20 protein-coding genes are annotated in these 24,088 nt (G+C 37.2%); 1 reads left to right on the top strand and 19 read right to left on the bottom strand.

What is annotated here, in order from left to right; translation table 11 throughout:
• Window positions 1-259: 259 nt before the first annotated feature.
• From ACQKOF_RS15510 to ACQKOF_RS15570, 13 genes are all read right to left on the bottom strand, one after another.
• A complete protein-coding gene (locus tag ACQKOF_RS15510; protein WP_427558738.1) occupies window positions 260-1,198 on the bottom strand; it encodes an ABC transporter permease in 939 nt (312 codons plus the stop codon).
• A complete protein-coding gene (locus ACQKOF_RS15515) occupies window positions 1,176-2,099 on the bottom strand; it encodes an ABC transporter ATP-binding protein (RefSeq protein WP_427558741.1) in 924 nt (307 codons plus the stop codon). The genes ACQKOF_RS15510 and ACQKOF_RS15515 overlap by 23 nt, the downstream gene beginning before the upstream one ends.
• Window positions 2,100-2,104: 5 nt before the next feature.
• Window positions 2,105-2,800: an ATP-binding cassette domain-containing protein gene (locus ACQKOF_RS15520; protein WP_427558744.1), complete on the bottom strand. Its 696-nt coding sequence runs from the start codon at window positions 2,798-2,800 to the stop codon at window positions 2,105-2,107.
• Between the two features lie 10 nt (window positions 2,801-2,810).
• Complete coding sequence (locus ACQKOF_RS15525) at window positions 2,811-3,167, bottom strand: GntR family transcriptional regulator (protein ID WP_370044796.1); 357 nt, start codon at window positions 3,165-3,167, stop codon at window positions 2,811-2,813.
• Entirely contained in the window at window positions 3,164-3,937 is a 774-nt protein-coding gene (locus tag ACQKOF_RS15530) for a hypothetical protein (RefSeq protein WP_427558748.1), read from the bottom strand. The genes ACQKOF_RS15525 and ACQKOF_RS15530 overlap by 4 nt, the downstream gene beginning before the upstream one ends.
• A 497-nt stretch (window positions 3,938-4,434) precedes the next feature.
• Window positions 4,435-5,985, bottom strand: coding sequence for a hydantoinase/oxoprolinase N-terminal domain-containing protein (locus ACQKOF_RS15535; RefSeq protein ID WP_427558750.1), 1,551 nt, complete (start codon window positions 5,983-5,985; stop codon window positions 4,435-4,437).
• The gene (locus ACQKOF_RS15540; RefSeq protein ID WP_427558753.1) at window positions 5,978-7,081 is read right to left on the bottom strand and encodes a DUF917 domain-containing protein; all 1,104 of its coding nucleotides are present in this window, start codon (window positions 7,079-7,081) and stop codon (window positions 5,978-5,980) included. The genes ACQKOF_RS15535 and ACQKOF_RS15540 overlap by 8 nt, the downstream gene beginning before the upstream one ends.
• Complete coding sequence (locus tag ACQKOF_RS15545; protein ID WP_427558756.1) at window positions 7,078-8,346, bottom strand: cytosine permease; 1,269 nt, start codon at window positions 8,344-8,346, stop codon at window positions 7,078-7,080. Before ACQKOF_RS15545 ends, ACQKOF_RS15540 begins: the two co-directional genes overlap by 4 nt.
• A gap of 133 nt (window positions 8,347-8,479) precedes the next feature.
• Window positions 8,480-10,081, bottom strand: a complete 1,602-nt coding sequence (locus tag ACQKOF_RS15550) for a PucR family transcriptional regulator (RefSeq protein WP_427558759.1) — start codon at window positions 10,079-10,081, stop codon at window positions 8,480-8,482.
• 259 nt (window positions 10,082-10,340) lie between these two features.
• Entirely contained in the window at window positions 10,341-11,210 is an 870-nt protein-coding gene (locus ACQKOF_RS15555) for a hypothetical protein (protein WP_427558762.1), read from the bottom strand.
• A gap of 213 nt (window positions 11,211-11,423) precedes the next feature.
• Window positions 11,424-12,182, bottom strand: a complete 759-nt coding sequence (locus ACQKOF_RS15560) for an ABC transporter ATP-binding protein (RefSeq protein WP_427558765.1) — start codon at window positions 12,180-12,182, stop codon at window positions 11,424-11,426.
• Between the two features lie 3 nt (window positions 12,183-12,185).
• Window positions 12,186-14,504, bottom strand: coding sequence for an ABC transporter permease (locus ACQKOF_RS15565; protein WP_427558767.1), 2,319 nt, complete (start codon window positions 14,502-14,504; stop codon window positions 12,186-12,188).
• Between the two features lie 149 nt (window positions 14,505-14,653).
• Window positions 14,654-15,286, bottom strand: coding sequence for a TetR/AcrR family transcriptional regulator (locus tag ACQKOF_RS15570; RefSeq protein WP_427558770.1), 633 nt, complete (start codon window positions 15,284-15,286; stop codon window positions 14,654-14,656).
• A gap of 237 nt (window positions 15,287-15,523) precedes the next feature.
• Here ACQKOF_RS15570 and ACQKOF_RS15575 point away from each other — a divergent pair, with 237 nt between their 5' ends.
• The gene (locus tag ACQKOF_RS15575) at window positions 15,524-16,387 is read left to right on the top strand and encodes a pentapeptide repeat-containing protein (protein WP_427558773.1); all 864 of its coding nucleotides are present in this window, start codon (window positions 15,524-15,526) and stop codon (window positions 16,385-16,387) included.
• Between the two features lie 180 nt (window positions 16,388-16,567).
• Here ACQKOF_RS15575 and ACQKOF_RS15580 read toward each other — a convergent pair whose 3' ends face one another.
• From ACQKOF_RS15580 to ACQKOF_RS15605, 6 genes are all read right to left on the bottom strand, one after another.
• Window positions 16,568-17,017, bottom strand: coding sequence for a DUF1569 domain-containing protein (locus ACQKOF_RS15580; RefSeq protein ID WP_427558776.1), 450 nt, complete (start codon window positions 17,015-17,017; stop codon window positions 16,568-16,570).
• Between the two features lie 1,273 nt (window positions 17,018-18,290).
• On the bottom strand, window positions 18,291-20,006 hold the full coding sequence (locus ACQKOF_RS15585) for an FTR1 family iron permease (protein ID WP_427558779.1): 1,716 nt from the start codon (window positions 20,004-20,006) through the stop codon (window positions 18,291-18,293).
• Entirely contained in the window at window positions 19,981-21,240 is a 1,260-nt protein-coding gene (gene efeB / locus ACQKOF_RS15590) for an iron uptake transporter deferrochelatase/peroxidase subunit (RefSeq protein ID WP_427558782.1), read from the bottom strand. The genes ACQKOF_RS15585 and efeB overlap by 26 nt, the downstream gene beginning before the upstream one ends.
• Window positions 21,241-21,246: 6 nt before the next feature.
• Window positions 21,247-22,113, bottom strand: coding sequence for an iron uptake system protein EfeO (gene efeO / locus ACQKOF_RS15595; protein WP_427558785.1), 867 nt, complete (start codon window positions 22,111-22,113; stop codon window positions 21,247-21,249).
• 162 nt (window positions 22,114-22,275) lie between these two features.
• On the bottom strand, window positions 22,276-23,475 hold the full coding sequence (locus ACQKOF_RS15600) for an MFS transporter (protein ID WP_427558788.1): 1,200 nt from the start codon (window positions 23,473-23,475) through the stop codon (window positions 22,276-22,278).
• Window positions 23,476-23,486: 11 nt separating this feature from the next.
• On the bottom strand, window positions 23,487-23,906 hold the full coding sequence (locus tag ACQKOF_RS15605; protein WP_427558791.1) for a MarR family winged helix-turn-helix transcriptional regulator: 420 nt from the start codon (window positions 23,904-23,906) through the stop codon (window positions 23,487-23,489).
• Between the last annotated feature and the right edge of the window lie 182 nt (window positions 23,907-24,088).

Here is a 24,088-nt window from a genome sequence, read left to right on the forward strand (position 1 = left end):
GTATAGTTGTCTAGACCACTTAATAGAAAAAAAAGCGTTTTCATTAAGTTGTTGCTATCAATTATATTACCACTCGTACAAAAAATAAACACTATTTTTGAAATGAGGTCCCTAATTTTTTAAATTCAATGAAGTCATCGCATGGCAATAAACATGATCTTATTTACAAGGATGTATATAGTCTACGCATTGTAACAAACTGCAGCCCAATTGGAAGCTTCTCTTTAACCAATTGGGCTGCAGTTCATAATTCTTTTAGTTATGCTGTGACATCGCGTTTCATAAAGGACATATAGCTGATCACAAGGAAAATTACAGCGTAAATCGCAAGAATTGTGAGTGAGAATGGCATTGTCATACCATCTACTATAAATTGACCACTTTCATACTGTGTTAAATCCGAATGTGTAATCCAAATATATTTAACGATTTCAAATCTGCTTAAGAACATCACAATCATTCCACCTGTAAAAGATAAGAACATCGTTAAGCCAATCGCTAAAGAGCTTGAACGGAAAACTGAGCCCACTAAGAAAGCAAACAATATTGACATGACAAAGTTTCCACCAGAAAGTAAATAGTGGTATGCTAAATCATTCCACACGGCTTTTTCAACAACCTGACCATTGACGATTTCTAACTCTACACCAGTTGCACCACCAAATAGTATCAGTCCAACAAGAGCACTTACTACTACATTGACAACAAACAATAAGAGTCCAAATATGAAAGTTGTAAGTAATTTTGAAGTTAATATTTTTGCTCGTGAAACCGGACGCGTTAATAGCATTTTAATCGTACCAGTAGAGAATTCACTAGATACAATACTTGCTGCAGTAATAACCGTAAATAATGTAATTAAAGTCAGCATGCCACCTGAAAATGACATAAAGCTTGCTACGCTTAGATCTTCTTGAGACGGCACATCTTTTGCTAATCGATACTCAGAAATAGCAATTTGCTCCTCGAAGCGTTTTTTATCCTCTGCCGATAAACCGTCATCTTTTATCATCTCTTTATAATTATTAATAGCCTTCTGTTCACTTTCCTGCCACGCTATATCCTCTGTCGTTTTTGTTTCATAGTATTTCATCATAATACCAGGACCAATAATAAAGAGGATTAGTAGCGCGACCATTACCCAAGTTCCTTTTTTATGCCATAATTTCATCCATTCATTTTGAATTAGCTTCAGCAATTTGGCCACCTCCTGTCATTTCTAGGAATTGATCCTCTAACGTTTTTTGATGCGGTTGAACGGCAAATATTTGAATTTCTTCATTAACAAATTGCGAAATGAGTTTCGGTATATCCTCTTTCTTTATTTCCACTACATAACCGTTATTTTCCGTCACAAAGTTGTAATCAAGCTTTTGTAGAAGTGCTGCAGCCTGATCATTTGGTGTAGCTTCAATATAATAAAACGAAGAAACTTCATTATTGATATCACGAATATCGATGAGTTTGCCATTTTGTATGACAGCTACTCGATCACACATTAACTCAATTTCGGATAATAAATGACTGGAGACAAATACAGATACGCCATCATCCGCCGCAATCTTACGCAAATACATACGAAACTCGCGGATACCTGCTGGGTCTAGACCATTCGTTGGTTCATCTAAAATTAAAAATTTTGGTCGATGAAGTAGCGCCTGTGCAAGTCCTAATCGTTGACGCATCCCTAGCGAATACGTCGAAACCTTTTCATGAATGCGATTCTCAAGACCGACTTGTTTAACGACCTCTTCAATACGCTCTTTTGTAACGTTTTTATGCATACGTGCAAAGTGCAGTAAGTTTTTATAGCCCGTCATAAATTTATACATTTCCGGATTTTCTACAATTACGCCGACCTTACTAATCGCTTCCTCATAATTGTCCTGTAAGGAAAGACCGTCAATAATGACATTGCCCTCAGTTGGATGCATAAGCCCTGTCATCATACGAATTGTCGTCGTTTTCCCTGCACCATTCGGTCCTAAAAATCCAGTAATTTGACCTGGATATAAATCGATATTTAATTGCTGAATCAATTGCTTACCACCAATGGTTTTTGATATATTTTGCAATTGAACAATTGGTTGTGTTGTCATTAATTTCACCCTTTCTTATAATACGCCTTCATCCATTGCACAGCATCCTTATTCGACACATCTCGAATCGTTTCTACTTCCTCATGTGCAATGATCGAACCATTTTGCAATAAAATGATTTGATCTAAAATAGGCTCTACCTCATATAACTCATGTGTTGATAATAATATGGTCTGGTGTTCAATATCTGTAAATTGAATTAACCCTTTTATGAGCTGCTCACGAACAATTGGATCAAGACCTGAAAATGGCTCATCCATTAAATAAAAGGGTACTTCTCGCCCAAGAGTTGCGGCCATTTTCATTCGACCACGATTCCCCTTTGATAATTGCCGTAGCTTCACATTTTTATCAACCTGTAAAAACTCCGCAACAATACATGCCTTATCATACGAAAAATCTTCGAATTGAGAAGCATAATGCTGAAAAAGCTGCTCACCTGTGTAAAAATCAAAAAATAAATCAATATCTGGTAAATAAGCAATTTTATCAGCACTTCTGCGTGTAACAGGCGTTCCATTTAGCAATACTTCACCACTTGATGGACGTAATAAGCCTGCCAACACTTTTAATAGTGTCGACTTGCCACTACCATTTTCTCCAACAAGCCCAATGATTTGTCCAATAGGAAAGGAAAAAGACACATCTTGTAGAATAGGCTTTTTCATATAACGAAAAGAAACATTCGATAACTGTAGCATTTATTTCACCTCACGATTTATTTTGTAAAACAACGAGCATCTCTTCCTTTGAAAATCCAAGTGCTTCAATGGAAGTTAAAAAATGATCTGCCAGTTGATTTTTCATATCTTCCCGTAAAAGAGCAATTCGCCCTTCATCGGTTGTAATAAATGTACCTTGACCTCGTTTGGTTTCCGTTATATTCATTGCTTCTAACTCCTTATACACCCGCTGCACAGTATTTACATTGACACCTGTTTCCACTGCATATTCTCGAACCGAAGGAAGTCGATCCCCAAGCACTAGCTTCCCTTTCAAAATGTCTCCACATATCCGATCTACGAGCTGACTATATATGGGCTTATCACGTGAAAAGTCGATTGTCATCGTAAAACCACCTTTTCAAGCCACTTTGTCGCTATGAAAAATAGGATGGCTACAAAAATGATAGTTGCTACCTCCTCAACAACATACATTGTACCTAAGCTTAGCTTCATTGTTGGTGTCTTTGGGAAAAATCGTTCTAGATCCGTTAAACGAATCCCTATATGATGGAAAATATTATCATATAATTTACTATCTGTAAATTTAAACCATAAATCCATACTGATGAAAAAGGCAAGCATAGTGATAACAATGGAAAAGCTACCAAAAAAGTATTTCATTTGGAAATAAAATGTCAAAAATAGCATCACTATCACAAATATCATCAATTGGAGCATAACAATAATTGCTACAAAAAATAACAGCCATAAAAGTATTTGAGCGAAGTTGCCTATAATTTCATCTTTGACATTGTAAATAGCTACACTCACAAAGATAAAATTGAAGATAGCGTATCCTATTAAGGAAAATACGATTTTCACACCTACAAGCTGTGCAATGGAACTAGTTGAATGCAGCCATATCTCTTTGGTCCTTAAGTCATGACGAATACTAGCTAGGAATTGTAATACCGAAAAAAATCCACCTAACATAAGTACTAATATCGAGAAAAAAAATGGCAGCTGCTTTTCCATCGTAAATTCATCACTAAACCGCATGATTAAATATGGAACTACCATTGACAGCATGACCCCTATAAAAATTCCAACAAATAGCCATGCCCTATAAAGCACCCATTCCTTTTTCAATAGCCCTGCAAAATTTTTCAACATAAACACCTCGCGTCATAGTGTACTAGTCAAATAGTACACTATGACTTTTAAGTTCGCAAGCATTAAATGCAAAAAAAGGAAGAACCCTTAAAATACAAGCTTCTTCCTTCATGAAATTAAGTTGAATAAAGTATGCTTCTTCAGCAATGCAAGTGGGTGATTTCCGTTCCGACTGGGCGCTTTCCTGGGGGCGTCAAGTCTTCACTCCAATCAACTTATCGACATGATAGACGTTTTAACAAAATGTCATCCAACTTTTTAATTTTATCGGAACACTTTTACGTTTTATCGCCCAACTTTTTAGTTTTATCGCTTAACTTTTGCGTTTTATCACCCAACTTCTGAATTTTATCGACATCTGCCTTCCGTTAATTCGTAAGCATAATGAGGGGGCGATTAAAAAGGAAGTAACGACAAGAATTTGTCCCTTGTCGTTACTTCCTAATTCTTTAGAATGTTGTCATTAAAACCTTCTAACAAGGCGATGAAAGATAGATCTAACCCATCTTACCTACTACTTTAACTTTTAATCTCGTTGCATTTTCAGGGTGATACGCAAGGGGTGTTTCTTCTACTTCCACTAATTCAATCGTCTCAGAAAGGGCTCCAGCTAATACAGCTTGTTTCACTGCTTTTTCTTGAGCATCTTTCAGCGAAATTTCACGTGGCTCTTTAGAATAAATATAAATCTGTTCATATTGGCCACTAATTTGAGCAATAGAGGCACCAATGGCATTTGCCACAGTCCCATTTTCAAACTTAACAATATTGGAAACTCCTCGAAGAGTATCTGGAACAATAATACTGCCTCCACCAACTAATACAAGCTGAACATCTTCTGATGAAGTTTTCATTTTATCAATGGCTTGCTCAATTAACGATGATATTTCCGCTTGAACTTCTTTCGCAAACGCTTCATCAATATGCGCTACTAAACGACGATCACCAACATCAGCTAACCCAAGACGAACAGCAATGTCTGTTGTCGTAAGAGTATTCCCTCCAAAAACAAGTGCTTCTTCAGCAATTTTGTACCCAACGCTATCTGGTCCAACTGTAATTTCCCCGTTATTTACTCGGACAATACTGCCTCCACCTAGCCCAACGGAAATAATATCTGGCATTCTAAAATTTGTGCGAATATCCCCTACTTCTACTGCTACAGAAGATTCCCTTGGAAATCCATCCTGTAAAACTCCAATATCAGAGGTCGTTCCACCAACATCTAAAACCATCGTATCTTTGATTTTTGCTAAATAAGAAGCACCACGTATGCTGTTCGTCGGTCCACATGCAATCGTTAAAATCGGGAAATGTTTAGCATAATCAATTGACATTAATGTTCCATCATTTTGGCACAAATAGACTTTGGCATTGAAAATCCCTTCTCCTTCTAAAGCATGAACAAAGCCTGTCGTTGTCGTTTCAATTACTTTGCATAAGGCCGCATTTAAAATAGTTGCATTTTCACGTTCAATTAAACCTACCGAGCCAATCAACGACGAACAGGAAACAGGGAAATCTTCTCCATAAACATCTTGTATAAGACTGCGTACCCTCAACTCTTGATCATTTTTTATGGAAGAAAAGACGCCAACGATCGCTATAGATTTTACTTTGTCACGCCAGTCCTCTAGAAGCGTTTGAATTTCACCTTCATCAAGCTCACCTAAAAGTTGACCATCGTATTCATAACCACCATGGACTAAGGCATAATTCCCCGATAGTTTTTCAATCATATCTTTTGGCCAAGCAGTATATGGAAGTACAGAGGCAGTTGCAGGGTATCCTAGACGGATTACACCAACTTTAGCTAATTTTTTACGCTCTACAATGGCATTTGTACATTGCGTTGTTCCTAACATTGCATGCGTAATTTTCGTCTTATTAATATTCGATTCTCGTAATAAGTTTCGTAAAGCTGTTTCAATACCTGTTTTAATATCTAAACTCGTTGGCGATTTAACACTATGAACGAGATTACTATTTTCATCTAAAATAATAGCATCCGTATTCGTCCCACCAACATCAAGTCCAATCTTATACATGTTCAGCTACCACCTTTTTAACCAATTCCTCAATTGGAGCATAATCGTAATCATAACCAAAATATTTTGGACCTGCTGTTTCAATTCCTTTATCAGTTCGCCATTTTTCATGAGCTGGCAATCCAATTACTCGGACACGCTTACCGTATTTTAAGCTTTCCGTTGTCACTGGCAATAAAGTTTCATAATCTACTAAACAAATTAAATCAGGGGTCATTGCTACAACTTGATCATTTTTTTCTGCAATAAGGTTTTCATTTTGAAAATGGACCTTCATAGTTTCGTTTTTATTGACTTCCATACCTTCCAGATTCATTTTTCCAAGGTTAAATCCGCCCTTCGTTTCTCGAATAACATCGACAATTTTACCTTGAAATAATTCATAACCAGAAACTAGCTGTAGCAATTCATCGAGTTTATCTTTCACATTTCTACTTTTTGAAGCAATAATTTCACCGATTTTTTCTGAAAGCGTAATGATATGATGGACTCCGCTCTGTTTAATCTGAGCTCCTGTCGTTGGGTACAAACTAACTAAAGAGCTCGCACCCATTTCAACAGTTGCTGAGCGTGCAATGCGTTCTGTCCATTTATTATCAATCGTTTCGAAAATTCCGATATTCCCTTTTTCATCTGTAATAGCCATCGGTGTTGCAGAAATACCATCTAAATTAAATGTCACCATTTGCAATTCTGGAAATGCACGCCCCATGCCATCACAGTCAATGAGAGGGATATCCAATTGTGCCGCTACGACTATTGGAATCATCGAATTCACGCCGCCCGCTTCCATTGGATATGTCCCTGTAATCTTTTCTTTTCCAATATACTTCGCTAGCTTTTGAAAAACTTTAACAAACTCATCTCCCCGCGGAAATTTCTCAACTAAAACAGAAGGTGCCCCCATCATAGCTGCTGGAATGAAAAAGTCCTCATCTTCAATTTCATCAACTGAATACAATTTTACTGGTCCATTTTTTTCAATGGCAGAAAGAGCCATCATTTTCCCGATATAAGGGTCCCCCCCTCCGCCTGTTCCTAAAAAAGCGGCTCCAATCGCAATATGTTCAATCGCTTCCTTATCTAAATATCTCATCTATTCTCCTCCAATATGACAGTCTTTTGCATTGATATACGATAACCGAAATAATAAATAACAAATGAAATAACAATACCAATTAGAGGCTGATTCGGTAATTGTGGCATGCTAGGGAATAACGATAAAACAACTGGAATACTAGCAATCACTGCACCAACTAGCCACGAGAAAACACCTAAACGATTTATACCGTCAACTTCCTTCCAGCTTGTTTTATCCCCTTTATTCATCACCCAATAAGAGGCAATCATAACGCCTGCAACTGGTGGAATCATCGCTGATAAAATCGACATAATTGGTGTAAAGTAATTTAAAATACCGATCACGGCAAGTAAAGTCCCAATCGTTCCAGCTATGCCAATTGCCATTTTTTCTTTGTCCTTCGAAATGTTAAAAACATTAATTAAGGCGATTCCTCCTGATATTGCATTCACCAAATTGGTTTTCCATGTAGCTAAAATCAAAGCGATACCACCAATAAATGGAGTGACAATATTCAGAAAGACAGCAGTAATATCACTTGTTTGATAGGCAATTGTTAAAACTGCTCCTACTCCAATCATCAATACTCCAGCTGGAATAATCCCAAATGTTGCTGCTTTAAAAACATCAGAGCGTTTTTTGGAAAATTGAGAATAATCACCCGCGATTACTGCCCCAAGTGCAAATGAACCAATCGTTATAGCTAGTCCATCCGAAAAACTCATGCTATTTTTAGGTTTGTAGTCCAAGATAAGCTGTAGATTATCCCCAGATAAAGCTTGAACTAGACCTAGTATACAAATGACAATTAAGAATGGGACTGCAATATAACTTAAGACACGTAGCACTTTGATGCCGTAAACAGCTGAAATCACCATCACTAAACCACTAAGTAAAGAAGCTAATGGAATAGGTACATTCATATCATGCGCTGCTAACAAATTAGCTAGCGCAACCCCGCAAACATTGGCTTGAATGCCAAACCAGCCTAAGCAAGCAATCGCCAAAATAATAGAAAGAATCGTCCGTGATCCTTTTTTACCAAACACTTGTCCAGCGACATGAACGGTTGGCTTTCCTAAATCACTACTTTGCATTCCTTGAAAAATCATGATGATTACTACAATTGCATATCCAACCAAAGACACGGCTAACGCCTTCGTTAAACCCATACCAGAAATCAATGTATTCCCTACTAATAAGCTTGGTATGCATATCATTGCGCCTGCCCAAATAATCCCTAGACTATACCAAGACTGACCTTTCCCATCTTTCCCCATATCGTCCCCTCCTTTTATTGTTAGATCATTAATTAATGTTTTTTATTATAAAAGAAGGAAGAGACGTACGTCTTTTTCAAAAATGAAAAAAAAGTCTGAATTTTTATCTTTTTTGACAAAAATTCAGACTTTTCTAACCATTAATTAGGCGATAGATCATGCAGGCCATATACACATCGTAAAATTCCGAATAAACCGTTACATCGTTGCCAATTAGTTCACTAATTTTTCTGATACGATACTTTACTGTATTTTTGTGAATGTATAAGTTTTTCCCACACTCGTCAAAATTTCCATTCGCATCTAAAAGAAAAGCAATTAATGTATTTAGAGACTCTTTATCATTTTGAATGGGGTCAATAACTGACAGGTATTCTTCAATAATTTCTTCCCCTTGTTTACTTAAATCAATGGCGCGCTTCATCGATCGAAGTTCAGCTGCGGTAAACAATTTGCGCATTGGATAGATGGTATGAACTTTCTCTCCTACTCGATTCACCAATTGATACATTTGACGTACAGCTTTAGTATTTTTCATTTTCGGTGAGTAAACGATTTCTGATATTTGGGAGTAGTAATTAGTTGTTTCAATAAACTCAGTAGCAATCTCATATTCATGAAATTTATACAAGCCATTCCCTAAAAGAACAATAATACAACGATCAATGCATTGAATCACTGTCGTTTGATAATATTTTGAAAGTTGCTCTTCCAGTTCATCCCTAATTTTCTTCTCTTCTGATACATCGTTAATATAAATTAACCACATCATTTGAATAGCAGAAACATCGATATTTAGCATGTTAGCTAGTCTTCGCATTTTGTCGCTTTCATCATTAATAATCGCTTTTACTAATGCATATTCACTAACTTCATCATGCTTGTCGCCCCAAAGATTAATGGCAACTTGGACAACTTCACTTATTTTTTCAATGGTCTTTGCTGGTAATGGTGTGTTCTCTTTAATAACAAACAAAAGTAGCTGCTCTCCATTTTTTTGCTGAATACTTTTATATTCAACGACACACGATATATCGCTTCTTTGTAGTTCTAGTTTTCCCTTTTCCTTATTCAGATGACCGTGTGAAAATTCCTGTATGACTTGCCAAACATCTAAAGATGAATTTCTAGGCCACATTACTTGATTCACAATATCAAAATTATTGTTTGTCAATACAATGTTAGCTTTCAGGCGATCAGCTAGCATTTTCAATGTGATTTCTACACTTTGTAAATGCTCTGGTAGCAAGCTGACCTTTTCTAAAGTTTCCTTCACAAACTGATCATTGACAGCCTGATTACTAACTATCGCTTCCATCACTTCATAAATGACTTCATTATAACGTAGAGAGTAATCATTTTTAGGCATACAAATAATGATAAAACCTTGAGAGTCTGCTAATTGCAGTACCTCCTCTGGAATTTCCGGCACAACAATTCCTACATAATATAAAATAAGACCCAATTCGCCAAGATCATGTAAGTGTTGAATGGTTGCACATTGTTGTTCAACACTATCTCTAATGGAATAAAAAGAGCTAATGACTAGCTCTTCCGCATACCACTCTTCCTGAACGGATTGGATAATCGTAGATAAAAAATCGACATTTGATACTTCTAACACAGATAAAGATGAGACCGTACGATGAAGATTATTTTTTCCAGTTAATACTTCTGCCCCTCTAAATGAAGGCAATTGTAGTAAATCTTTTACCGTTACCCCAATTTCATTCACCACTACTTCTTGTTATATTTTTTATGTACTATCAGGTGTGCTTCCCATAGAGTTAACAAGCCTTGTTAAAAATACGGCATCGTATCCTTATGAAGAAGAATACCACATTCCCTGTTTTAGAAGAAGAGATAGGTAATATATCCGGTGTCATCGGCTATAACTTCAAACACGATTCTCAAATAATTACTAACAACTTACTTTGAATCACATCATACCGTTGTATCTTTATCATTTGCTTCATATAAACTTCTACAATAAATTATTCTTTAGTGAAAAATTTGGGGTCAATTTGATCAATAACTAAAGTAACAGTATAAAAAAATCCTATTTTCCTTTTGTCATCATATGTTAATTCCGTTTGACTATTTTTAATAAAAACTACCCAATCATTTTCTATCTCACTTATGTTCTTTCCGTATATTTCCTCTATTTTTTTAGCCAAGTCCTCTTCGTTGTATAGTTGTTCAAACTTTTCTAATCCATAAGTATCAATTAAATAAGTAATAAAAGAAGCTGAATGCATATAGCTCATCCATCGAAGGGTGTACTCTTTTTGATTTTTAATGGCTGGGCGAAAATAGGAATCGGCTTGATTCAGATCTATCAACTTGCTAATTGGTATGAATTTGTTTGAATCGATAAAATACTTCATAAGCTTATGGGCATATGACTCATTTTTCCCATACTTATCTTCCATATAAGTAGCAAAACCCTCTTGCGTAAAATAGCCCCTGCTTTTATCAAAATTGTTGCCATAACCAAGTAAGGAATGTGTCAGTTCATGGACAAGTGGATATTGGTTTTCCTTAATGTCATATAGTTGAAGTTCCGATTTCAAACCCCATGATAGTTCATTTCCTTCATTGAGAAAAACATTTATTCTCTCGGAAGGAACATATGTAGTGTGAATTGAATTCTGAATTTCATCATAGGCATTAAGGAGTTCGCCTTTTATTGATTCTACTTTTTCTTGTGGAACCTTTATTTTATTAATAATCTCAAAGGTAATTTTCCCATCCGCTGTAACAACAATATTTTCATCATTGTTTCCTTTAGGAACAACTGTATCCTGAGTACAGGCTGCTAATAAAAATATAAATATAAGAAAGAAGCTTCTAAACTTAACCATATTACCTCCTAAAAAAAATAATATTTTCCATTTAATACGGATTCCAAATTGAAAAGTTTCATTTTTTTAAGTATTTAAAAAATAATAAAAAAAAAATTTTATTATATGAATAAAAGCAGAGGTTTGTTTGTATACCAATTCTCCTGCTTTTCCTAACTCGGTACGTAACTACTCTAGAAATCTTACATTTTCCATTATGAGATTCACAACAACTCATATTCCTATTTCCCACATTTTCTCCGTTACTTTCCCTACTCTGCCATCAATATTCGTTCCGTCAAACTTCGGGAGCTTTAGCTCACTGACGATTTTTCCGTCGAGCATAAACATTACACGCTCCGTCCGTGCTGCTACCTTTGCATCGTGAGTGACAAGCATAATCGCAGTACCGCCAGCGTTAATTTCGGAAAAAATGTCCATGATCTCTTGCGCTGATTTTGAGTTAAGTGCACCCGTAGGCTCATCGCCGAAGATGATTTTCGGGCTGTTCAAAAGCGCTCGACATATTCCTGCTCTCTGAAGCTGACCTCCCGAAACTTGTGTAATGCCGCGCATTTCAAGCTCCTCGATGCCTACCCTCTTCATAAGTGCTCTTGCCTTCTCTGAAATTTTTGCAACGTTTTTTCTGTTATCGCGCATTGATGGAAGAATAATATTTTCAAGAATATTTAGATTTTTGAGCATCGTTGGCTGCTGAAATACAAAGCCCATTTTAGTTCTACGTATGTCTGAAAGTTCAACCTTCCCGACTGACGATAAATTATTGCCATCAAAAATAACCTTTCCGCCATCAACGCTGTCCATGCCGCTCAGTACAAACATTAGCGTAGATTTGCCAGAGCCTGAGGGTCCCATTATCGCAACAAACTCACCCTCGTTTATATCAACGGACGCTCCGTCAAGAACATTGCGCTTTTCATCTCCCTCGCCGAAAGATTTTACAATATGTTCACCGATGATAATCTTCTTCATAAGCTACTCCTTTATATTTTCGGATATTTTTATTTTCCCCGCGCCCGATGTACCAATTATTGTTGTGATTAATACCGAGCATACCATCATTAACGGACAAATCACGTACGCCGAAAGTGGATTGACTGAAAAACTAAACGACGACGCCCCAAACGAGGAGATAACTGCGCCTGCAAGTACCTCTCCGAGAGTATTTGCCAGTAAAGTGCCAAGAAAAATCCCGATCATTGATACGAATACCGCTCGCGAAGCAAACTGTATCGTAATATCCTTATTTGTAAAGCCTAAAGCTTTCATGACGGCAATAGAATATCTGTCCTTTGCGACAAGCATTTTCATAAACAATAGCGTTACTAGTACCGTTATTACGAGCGCTATGGCAATTGCAGCAATGGAGGCCTTACCGACCGATTTTATAGTCGAGCCGAATGTTTGAGTTACAAATTCATCAATATTGGAAATCTTAGCGAAAGTAAATCTGTCCGCATAGTCTGAAATTTTTTTATCGACAAGAGATTTATCTGTAAGCTTCGCGCAAATTACGCTCCACATTATACCTTCCGAAGTGTCGATAAAAACAGCCTTTGCCGTTTTTCCGCCGTTCGTAATGTCGGAATAAATGCCACTTACCGTAAGCTTTATGTCCTTCCCCTTCATCACGACCGTAATGATATCGCCAACCTTTTTGCTCATTTCATCAGCGTTCAAAGCTGAAAGTGCAATTTCGTTTTCTACTGCGGGTGCTCTGCCCTTGGTATATTCAATAGGGAATATCGAGTGGTCGCCAAGTTCGATTTTTATATTTTCCTCCGAACCGTCTTCCTTTTTTGTTTTGAATGTCTTTGTTGTTAGGATGGTATATTTTGAAATGGAACTGTCGCTGTTCATGGATTTTAAAACTTCGACAGATTTTTTAGAAATATGATCAGTTTGCTGAATATCAATACGAATATCGTAGTTTCCAATACCCATATATTTAATGAAACTTGTTGAGGAAATCGTGTTGTAAAGGTTTTGTGGAACAATAATGATAAATGCTGAAATGATAAGTACTGCAAGCATTGTGGCGTAAAGTCTTTTCCTTGCGAGAACATCTTTGATCCCAAGAAAAATGTTCGTGTTAAACAGCTTATTTCTGTTCAGGCAAAAACGCTTTGCGCCTGCGTTTTTTTCCTGTGAAGTGCCAAAGCGTATTGCTTCTGCAGCAGATATTTTCCTAAAGCGTCTCAGCACTCCGCTTACATAGGCAATGATTGCGAGGAATACAAGCAGAATTCCGATTATTCCTAAAGCCGCGGCAAAGGAAGAGTTTTCGCTTTCCCCCATATAAAGCCGGATATTTTCAAGAAGGATGTCTTTGAATATGAATGAAAGTGCAAAACCGAGAATACTCCCCCCTGCTGCAATCGCTGTGTACTTCGCAAGATAAATTTTCTTAATGTCAGAAAGGCGCAGCCCTATCGCCTTCATAACACCAATTTCACGGTAATCGTCCTCTATTTTCGCAAGGAGTGTAAAGCGTATGCACATAAATGCGATGGCAACGACAAGAACGCTTATAAGAAGGATAACTGCTATCATGATCCCATCAGAAAGTGCGTTAAGTGTTTTGAAAAGTGGATATGTAATCGTTGGTCCGTTCGCTTCAAGACCTGCGGAAGCATAAGCAGTTTCAAATTCACCGAGCGCCGATAAATCCTTTAGTCTAAACTCTATCAAATACTCCATACTCCCATGGCTTTTTATTTCCGCATAATCATTTTGACTAACAAGAAATCTTTTTGAGGAAGACAACATAGAATTCATCTGTGAATCGCGAAGGAAGCCCGCAACAGTAAATTCCTTTCCGCCTATTATCGCTTTATCACCGACTCTTGTGGTGTTGTCCTTCATATAGTTAATTGGAACATAAAGCTCGCCATCGGATACGTTTATAATGTTTCCGTCAAGATCAAGAAGATAATCAAATTTTTCACTCTGTATGCTGAAACCATTGTCTTGCACATTATTCGCAAGCGATCTATCACCTAAAATAATCTGCCCGTTATCCATGTTCAGAAACTCAAGCACTTGAAATTCATCCACATTGCTGTTTTGCTCCGCGAAATTTGCAAGCCGGACAGTATCGATATCTCCCGAGTGCATTTGCATAAAATGTGGCGTTTTCGCCTGATTCATAAGTGAATCGATCGCACCTGAAAGATTGACGATAAGTATCGCCGAGAGAGAAACGAGCATAGCCGCAGCGGCAACAAATATCGTTGTTGTTAGCGTTATCAGTTTGCTTTTAGAAATGTCATTCCGGATTATTCTGTAATACATACGTCACCTCTGTTTTCAAGTTGAAGAAAATTAATGAAGTAACACAAAATCCCAAGCCCACTTTCTATTGCTGAAATGAGCTGTCTCAACCATAGCAGAAAAATCTTCTGAAGAATCCCTCAGAATTAACTACTGTTGTTTCCACTTTCTTAACCCTCACCTCCACTGCCAAACATCTTCATCATATACATAAGACCTCCGCTTTCGACACCTAGCAATCTTTCTACGTTGAATATAAAAGCTGGTATACGTGCAGCACGTTCTTCATCTGTCAGATCTACCATATCATCGTCAAAAACGGTATTCGTATATGCCACAATCATTTCCATACATTCATATGGATATGGCGTACTAAATAGTCCTTGCTCAATACCCTCACGGATTATTTCCGTCAGTATCGGTGGAAGGTCGTTAATGATGACTTTTTGTATTTTTTGATGCATAAGCGCGTTCTGAGGCTTATGTATATGGTCAATAATTTCCTTTCCGTTTCCGCTGCTTATGTTTAGTGCCATCACAACACGAACAATACGCTCGTGAACGGGTATGCTCTTATCTGCAGCAATTCCATTGGCTTCACCTAAAATTTGAGTATTATATCGCTCAATTAGGGCGTCCATAATATCTTCCTTCGACTTGAAGTGATAATACAGCGTTCCCCGTGCAATTCCGACCTTTTCAAGAATATCGTTAGTACTTGTGCCATCAAAGCCCTTCTGACTGAAAAGCTCATTAGCCGCATCAAGTATTTCCTTTCTGCGCTCCATCGCTTCTTTTCTCATGTATACTCCTCCCTCATTAGACCGACTGTCTGTCGATAAAAATTATAGCATTTTACAATAAATTGTCAATAGGCTGTTCCTATTTTGTAAAGAACTATCAATTTTATAGAGTTAAAGATAAACGAATAATGAAGTCTCCTCTATATGTAGAATCCTTCCACACAAAAATATCCTTTTTACATAATAAGTGATAGAATTATATGTAAGAAGTTTATGCGTTAAGAGAGGAAAACAATAATGTTTGAAGTACAAAAAATGGATTATACAATGGGAAAAAAGATACGTGAAAGTTTACAGGCAGATTGCCAAAGCTGTTTTGGTCTATGTTGCACGGCTTTAAATATTGCTGCTTCTAGCGACTTTGCCATTAATAAAGCAGCTGGGACACCTTGCCCTAATCTACAATCGGATTTTAGTTGCCAAATTCATAGTAAACTTAGAGATCAAGGGTTTAAAGGATGTACAGTTTTTGATTGTTTAGGAGCAGGACAAAAGGTGTCACAAACAACCTTCCATGGACAAGACTGGCGACAACACCCTGAAATTTCCGAGAAAATGTTTCGTGTCTTTCCTATGATGGAACAACTTTATGAAATGATCGCCTACGTAGCAGAGGCATTATCGTATACGGTTGATTCATCCCTATTTAACAAACTACATTTGCAATTAGAACAGCTACAGCGTGCAACGGAGCTAGAAGCAGATGCATTACTAGCAATAGATATTCCTAATTTCCGACTGCCGGTGAATGTTTTACTGTTAGAAACAAGTGATCAAATTCGTCAAAGCCTTATCGTAAAGATTGGAAAAAGCGCTCGAAAGTATGACAATCGTGGGGTTGATTGGATTGGGAAGAATTTAAAAGGCAAGGATTTAAGAGCAACTGATCTTAGAGGAGCTTATTTAATTGCTGCCAACCTACAAAATGCAGATTTAAGAGGTGTTGATTTTATTGGTGCCGATTTACGTGACGCCAATTTACGCGGCGCAGACCTTTCTAGCAGTATGTTTTTAACCCAAATGCAAATTAATTCAGCACAAGGCAATCACCAAACAAAATTACCCTCCCACTTGAAACGTCCGTCTCATTGGGATAACTAACCTAAAAAAGGGCAGATGAAAGCAATACCCCCTCAGACTGAGAAAAACACTATTTTGTTTCATAAAGCTGAATGGTATCTATAAACCTTGAAAAAAGAGCAAATAGAAAAAGCGTGTTTTGAAATGCTTTTTCTATTCTTCAACTAATGATGCACATCTTTTTATTTAGTTTTTCAATGTTTAAACTCCAAACTGTTTAAAATGATGGTCAAGGTGCTTGTATATTCCCTTACCCCATTGCTCAGAAGTGAGTGCCCCAAAAAAAGGATGAGGATGAGTTGTGCACTTCTCTGGTCCGTTATTTTGGAATGTGATAATTTTTTGTTTAAGCTTTTCTTTTTCTGTCTCAAATTCTCTATCATCTGCAATCAAAATAGTTGGAATAGTAGACATATTATGAGGCAATGTCTTGTCATTGTAAACGATTTGTTTTGCAAATCTCCCTACTACTATTCCTAACCGACTCCTTGGTGGAAAAGAATTTCCCATTGCGATGTCTTGGAAAGATGAACAATGCGCTAGCATTTGGGCAACATCCATTTTTCCCCATTGCGGTTGTGAATTGGGACTCAATTTGTCAATACGCTTTAAAACTTCTGCTGTATGCATATGATTAAAAATATTTTTCATTAGTTTGCATATCCCCTTTAAAGATGTATGGTATTTTAAACCGCTATTTGTAATAAAGTTTGATTAAGACTACAGAAGTATTCAAAGCAGCTGTAGTACTTGTGAGCGTTGATTCAATCATAACCACAGCTTTGACTGTTCAAAGAGAAGCAATGCCACATATGAAGATGTAGAAGCGCTCCTGTAAGTGAGTGAGTGAGTGAGTGAGTGAACAACATAACAAAAGGACTTACGTGTATGAGTTGTATTACGCACAAGTCCCCTAAATTATTGGAGCTAAAAATTCATTATGAAAATTGCACCTAATGATTATACAATCCCTATTTCAGTAAAGCTACATTTATAGATTACTAATTACGAATACATTCAGAACCCAACCAAGAATTGAAATGATAATAATACTCCAAGCATTTTTCTTACGCTGTATTACACCTACAATCCCCATAATCACCCCTAGTAATGGTGAAAATAGAATACCGATAATCTACGCAAAAATATTGTAGGTATTATAACTGTAGATTTCGTTACTTTCATTACCGTATTTGTCACTATCCATCTTCATCCCCCCACCTCGCTTAGCTTTCGCACAAATAAATTGCCACAGGAAATGGTGTTCTTAGACTGAGTTCCTCTATTTCAGAGGATGTTTGGACATCCACTGAAAGAAGTTAAAACAATTGTAGCACTGATCCAACTTTGAGTTAGCTACCGTAGCAATTTTATTAAGCCTATTAGAATAATAACTCAAATAAGTTACTCCTTCTTCCATTTATAGGGGATATTTGCCCAATCGTAAAATATATTAAAAAGGAAAAATAAAATTGAAATTCCAATAATTTGTCCCCATCGAATGTCATCACGAAATAACCATTGAATTATAATAAATAGTATGAAATAAATTAGCGAATATTGTATATTTTTCTTTATAATTTTTACCATATTCATCCTCCCCATACAATAATACTCCATTTCTTATTGAAGAACCCCCTACCGTTAGTTTCAATAAGCACATATTTTACTTCAGAGAAGGTAACAATACAATTAATTATATAAAGTCGTAAAGGTGTATTGTAGAAAATGAACCTATTATTTTCCTTTTGTAACGATGCAGTAGTAATTATAGTAACGTCCAATTCGTTAGTAGCACCGTATATGAAGTCATGAGTTTACATAAAAAAAACAAATCAACTTTTTTTATTGATACACTTTAATTTAAATTTATTTTTATCTACAAGCAAAAAGGCAGATGAAAGTATATTCATCCGCCCTCTACTTATTTTTGTTTCTTTTTATAGATAATCGTAGCTACAACAAGTAAAAGTAAAATTGCTTGTCCAATCATTGTTTCTACTGTTGGATAGAAACCAATGATGCTGACAACTGGCAAGCCATCAACAATTGTTGTTGAAACTGAATCTCTTAGCTGCAGTGTATGCAGACTGACACCAATAATTTTAAATGCCAATACATAGATTAACACAGTTGCCACTGCGAAAAATTTATGAATTGGAATTTTTCCACTTGCTTTCAATAACACAAATGCAAAAATAGCTAATATTAAAAGTGCTACTACGATACCTAGCACAAATTGAGATGTTTCCATTTTAGGTGCAATTCCTGCATAGAAGACCAGTGTTTCTGCCCCTTCACGGAAGACGGATAGGAAACTAATTGCTGCCATTGCAAACACCGAGCCAGTTGAGATGGCATTGCCCATTCGTTTGGAGATATAACGGTTCCAGCTTACCACACTTGATTTACTATGGAGCCAAATACCAACTCCAATCATCATTGCAGCAGCTAATAAACCAATATAACCTTCCATCAGCTCTCGACTTGTATCAATTGTCGCAGATTGGAAAAGTGTCGACATTAAAATAGCTGCTACCGCTGATAGTAAGATCCCCACAAATGCACCAACATATATCCATTTGCGCATTGTTTTTTGTCCAGATTTCTCTAAGAACGATACTAATGCCATAATAATGAGTAGTGCCTCTAAGCCCTCTCGCAGTAAGATTAATGCTGCATCCCACAGAGTATAATCTGAGTCACCTTGAATCAGCTCAATTTCAGTGCGGAAAGTATTAAGCTTACTTTTAATTGTTTTGACATCGACGTTAGACTTTAATAAGTCACTAACGAGGATCGGCATATCACTTTCAATTTTTGTATAAAGGCTACCGTTACGAGTTGAAATATCTATTTCTACACTCGGCCATATTTTAATGAACTCTCGAATTTTATCAGATGCAGCCTTGAAGTCACCTGCATCGATAAAATCATTCGCCTCATCAATATAAGCAATCAATGTTGCTAAAGAATACTCTCCTTCAACAACTTTCGCTGTATCATTACCTGCTACAAAATCCTCAATTGTTTGTTTTAATTCTGCATATTGTGATTGCATTAAGGCTATATCAGGTTTTTCGGAAGCAAGTGAAATCCGTATAAAGGCCATCTGTGTTTCAATTTGGCCGTACATCGCAATGCTTTGCTCATGTACAGGGCGTTCAATTTTCTTCCATTTTGCATTAAAATCCTTATACGCTGCGTCGATTGTTGTTAAATCACCACTTGCTAAGGCATCTTCAAAAGCTTTCATGATAGGTTTAAATTTCGTGCCAAATTCTGCTCGCTGCGCCGCTTCATCTACAGGATTCTCAAGCTTTTCTAAAGCACGTAAAGCATTTGACAAGTCAGACAGTGCCTTTAAACGTTCATCCTTGGAAGTAGCTTTAACTGCTTGCGCAAGAATTTCGTCCACTTTTTCTTTTGCGTCCTTTTGCTCAGATGTCATCGACGCCCAGTCTTTGGCAAATTGTTCAAGAGCACGTTCTGCCTCAGCTTCTTTGTCCTGCTTCGTATTCATTAGCGCATCACTAATAGAAATGTACAAATGACTATATGATTGCGCTGCCTGCACTGGTACAGCAAGTGCCAATAACAAGCAAAGTACTAAACTACAGCGCGTTAAAAAGTGCTTCACCTATATAACTCCCCTTTGATACTCCAGGGAAGCAAGCAAACACTGCGCTGCCTCGATGGGTAATATATTCATTCATTTTATCCATACGCCCTAAGCTATTTTGAACTGTTGTAAATTGGGCTGGGTCTTTTTGATAAGAAATAAACAAGAGTCCCGCATCGTGCGCACCTGTATTCGTCATAACACCTGATGCATAAGAGTAAGAGCGACGTAAAATACGTGCGCCAGATTTACGTGCCAAATGCACATGTGAAGTATCTGGCATAATATATTCACCGTTACTACCTTTCGCCTCTACATCGAAATCATCGAACTCTTTCTTTTTACCAAAAGGTGCACCACTATCGCGATAACGACCAAAAGTTGCCTCCTGATCTTTTAAAGATGTGCGATCCCATGTTTCAAGATGCATTTGAATTTTACGGGCAACTAAATAAGATCCGCCTTTTAGCCAGCCTTTATCGACCCATACTACTTTATTTAAATCTTTTTCATCGGTATTCGATGGATTTACCGTACCATCCTTGAATGCAAATAAATTTCTAGGTGAGCCTCCGCCAGCAGGGAAAGAGTTGAAGCCTGCCTGTGACCATTTAATTTCTACCTTACCAGATGCTGCTCGAACTAAATTACGCACTGCGTGGAATGCTACCTGTGGGTCATCCGCACATGCTTGAATACAAAGATCTCCACCAGTAAATTCTTTTTGTAACTGATCCTTTGGGAAATGAGGTAAGTCTTTTAACTCCTCAGGCTTCAAATGCTGGATACCAAGCTTATCAAACAAAGATGGTCCTACACCTATTGTAATCGATAAATTTGAAGCATCTAAACCCTCCGCTTCACCTGTATCTCCTGTTGGCACTCTAGTATTTGTTGTTAAATCTACCATTAATTCACCATTCATTAAACGTACAACAAGAGGTGTCCATTGTTTGAACAACTCTTGTAGTTCTTTCTTTGATGTAAATAAAACATCCAAAGAAGCAAAATAAATATTTGTCTGAACAGGTGTAATAATGCCAGATTGATGTTTTCCATAGAAATCAACTTTGTTAACTGCTGTCGTGCTGTCTGCAACAGGCTCAAACACATCATAGCCCATTACTTTCATAACACCACCTAAGCCAGAAGCACCGATAGCTACACCAGCTACTCCCATGCCTGTTAGCTTTAACATGTCACGTCTAGATATTTTTTTATTGATCCATTTTTCATCATTTGACACTGTCATTTATTATCACTCCAAAATAATACCCATTTGACTTAATGGTTCACCAAGTTGATTTACTGCTGCCGCAAGCGCTTTTGTGTTTTCTTCAGTTAATTCTTCATAAGAAACATACCCGCCATCAGCTGTTGCATGCTGTGCCAATAAATCATCTACTGCTTTGAATTTTTCATCTAATGTTGCTACTAAGTCTTTGTCTTTCGCTTCTAATTTCGGACGTAGGATTTCAAAGATCTTTTCCGCGCCTTCGATGTTTGCTTTAAAGTCATAAAGGTCTGTGTGAGAATAGATTTCTTCTTCACCAGTGATTTTAGATGTTGATACTTCATTTAATAAATCAACCGCACCTGTAATCATTAAATCTGGTGTTACTTCTACAGTTTGAACTAAAGCGTGTAATTCTTTTGCGTCTGCTAGTAAATGATCTGCAATTGCCTCGTAGCCTGCAGTTTTATTTTCTACCCAAAGCGCATGTTCAAGCTTATGATAGCCCGTCCATTCTTCTTCGCCCTTACCTTCTTCTTGGATATCAGCTAAACGACCATCAATACGTGGGTCAAGGTCACCGAAGCTCTCAGCAATTGGCTCTGAGCGCTCGAAATACATACGTGCTGGTGCATATGCTGCTTTTGCTTTTTCAATGTCACCGTCTTTAAATTCGTTCACAAATTTTTCTGTTGCTATTAAGAATTGATCCATTTGCTCTAAGGCAAATTGTTGATAGGCTGCTAGTTCAGCAGATAAATCAACCTTTGAAGCTTGTTCTGCTTGCTCTGTTGCAGGCTTATCTTCTTTTTTAGCTTCATCTGTATTGCCGCAGCCAGTCATAACAATGCCCCCTGCAACTAATACTGACAATAATGATGTTTTTTTCATGCTAAGTACCTACTTCCGAAATAGTTTATATCGAGAATGATAATGATTATCATCATCGATTGCAAGAAGTATTTTTATTTAAAGAAAAAAACGACATTTTCTAGTTGATATATTTGAACAACTAGGAAAATGTCGCTTTTTCTACAATATAACGATTCTAAACTATGAAATTTTCGCTTGTTTTGACTTTTCATATTTTCCATATAAGAAATAATAAAGGATAATAGATACTAAAATAACAAATACCATCGCAAAGAAGATGGCACTGTACCCCATAGTCGGAACGAAGAATCCTAAGAAATAAGGACCAACGCCTAAACCTAAATCATATAATATGAAATATGTCGAAGTTGCAAGTCCTAAACGTTCATTTGGTGTAACCTTAATAGCTATTGCTTGCGCTACTGAATTGAAATTGCCATAACCAATCCCAATGCAAGCAGCAGCTAGTAAAAATGCAACACCACTTGTTGCCGAACTAAAAGCATACATACCGACTGCAAAAATGACTAGACATGGATAGATAACAATGTTCGCACCTCTAGTATCTAGCAATTTTCCTGTAAATGGACGTGTCGCTAAAATAACAATTGCATAAATGATAAAGAAATAACTTCCCGCTGTTACCATATCAAGCTCTTTCGCGTAAAACGTCATAAATGACATAACCCCTGAATAGGCAAAGCCAATAACGAGCGCCACAAAAGCAATTGGCACAGCACGCATTTCGATAAAATTGGTTAGCTTAAATCCTGTTTTCTCAGCCATTTCTTTGGCCTTCTTCGGTGCATCTGGAACGGTTACGATAAAATACATCAAAAAGCAAATAATGGCTAATACAGAATCGACAGCAAAAATCATCCGATAATCTTCAAACAGCTGTGTTAAAAGAATACCTACAAAAGGTCCGATAGCAGTGGCTAAAATAGCACTTAAGCTGTAATAACCAATACCTTCCCCTCGGCGCTCAGGTGGTAAAATTTGTGCAATAATTGTTCCTGTCGCCGTACTAGCCACCCCAAGTGCAATCCCTTGTACTAAACGATTGATTATTAGAAGCGGCAAATTCGTCGCAATAAAATAAGACATTGTTGATAGCATAAACAATAATAATCCACAAAATAATGTTTTTTTGCTACCCCAATCCCCAATGATACGTCCTGTCCCGAGCCGACCAAATAAAGTACCAATAATAAAAATACTCGATACAAGCCCTGCCGTACTAGTTGATGCCTCAAAATGCTCAACCGCATAGCCTGCAATTGTTACCATTAATAAATAAAAAATTAATGTAATGGTAAAGTTAATAAGTGAGACGATTAAAAAGTCCTTCGTCCAAAGTTTATGTCTAGTTGCTTCCACTTTCTTCTCTCCTACCGATTGATGTTTGCACAAATGTTCGCTAAAACTTGTGTCGCAATTTCAATTTCCTGCTTTGATACACCTGCGAGTGCCTCTTCAAAAAATGGTTTTAATTGTACCTGAATTTCTTGCACAATCTCTTCACCATTAGCCGTTAATTGCACAAGCTTTTCACGCTTATCCCTACCCGCTACCGTTTCCACATAACCAAGCTCCACCAGCTTTTGCACAAGCCTTGTCACACTCGGCTTTTCAATAAACATAAAATTCGCAATGTCCACAAATGTATGTGACCCTTTATCCTTCAATAATCGAAGGAGAGCCCATTGAGAACTATATAACTGATATTTCTCTAGCAGCACATTCACTTGATTGATAAACGGTCTGTACATTAAGCGGTATTGATTAAAAAATTCTTGTTCAATTGTCAAAAATACCACTCCTTTATATTGGTTAGCCTAGCTAACTATATACTTAAAAATTCTATTTGTCTAGTAGGGAATTATCGAGAAAGCCGGCTTTTATCCGTCGGGGGCTAAGTTTTTTCCGTCGCTCTGAGACTCTTTCCGTCGGTGGGGCCTCGCTTTCCGTCGCCGCTAATTTTATCCGTCGC

Source organism: Lysinibacillus sp. NPDC093190, assembly GCF_050280425.1.
In the GTDB taxonomy this organism is placed as follows: domain Bacteria; phylum Bacillota; class Bacilli; order Bacillales_A; family Planococcaceae; genus Lysinibacillus.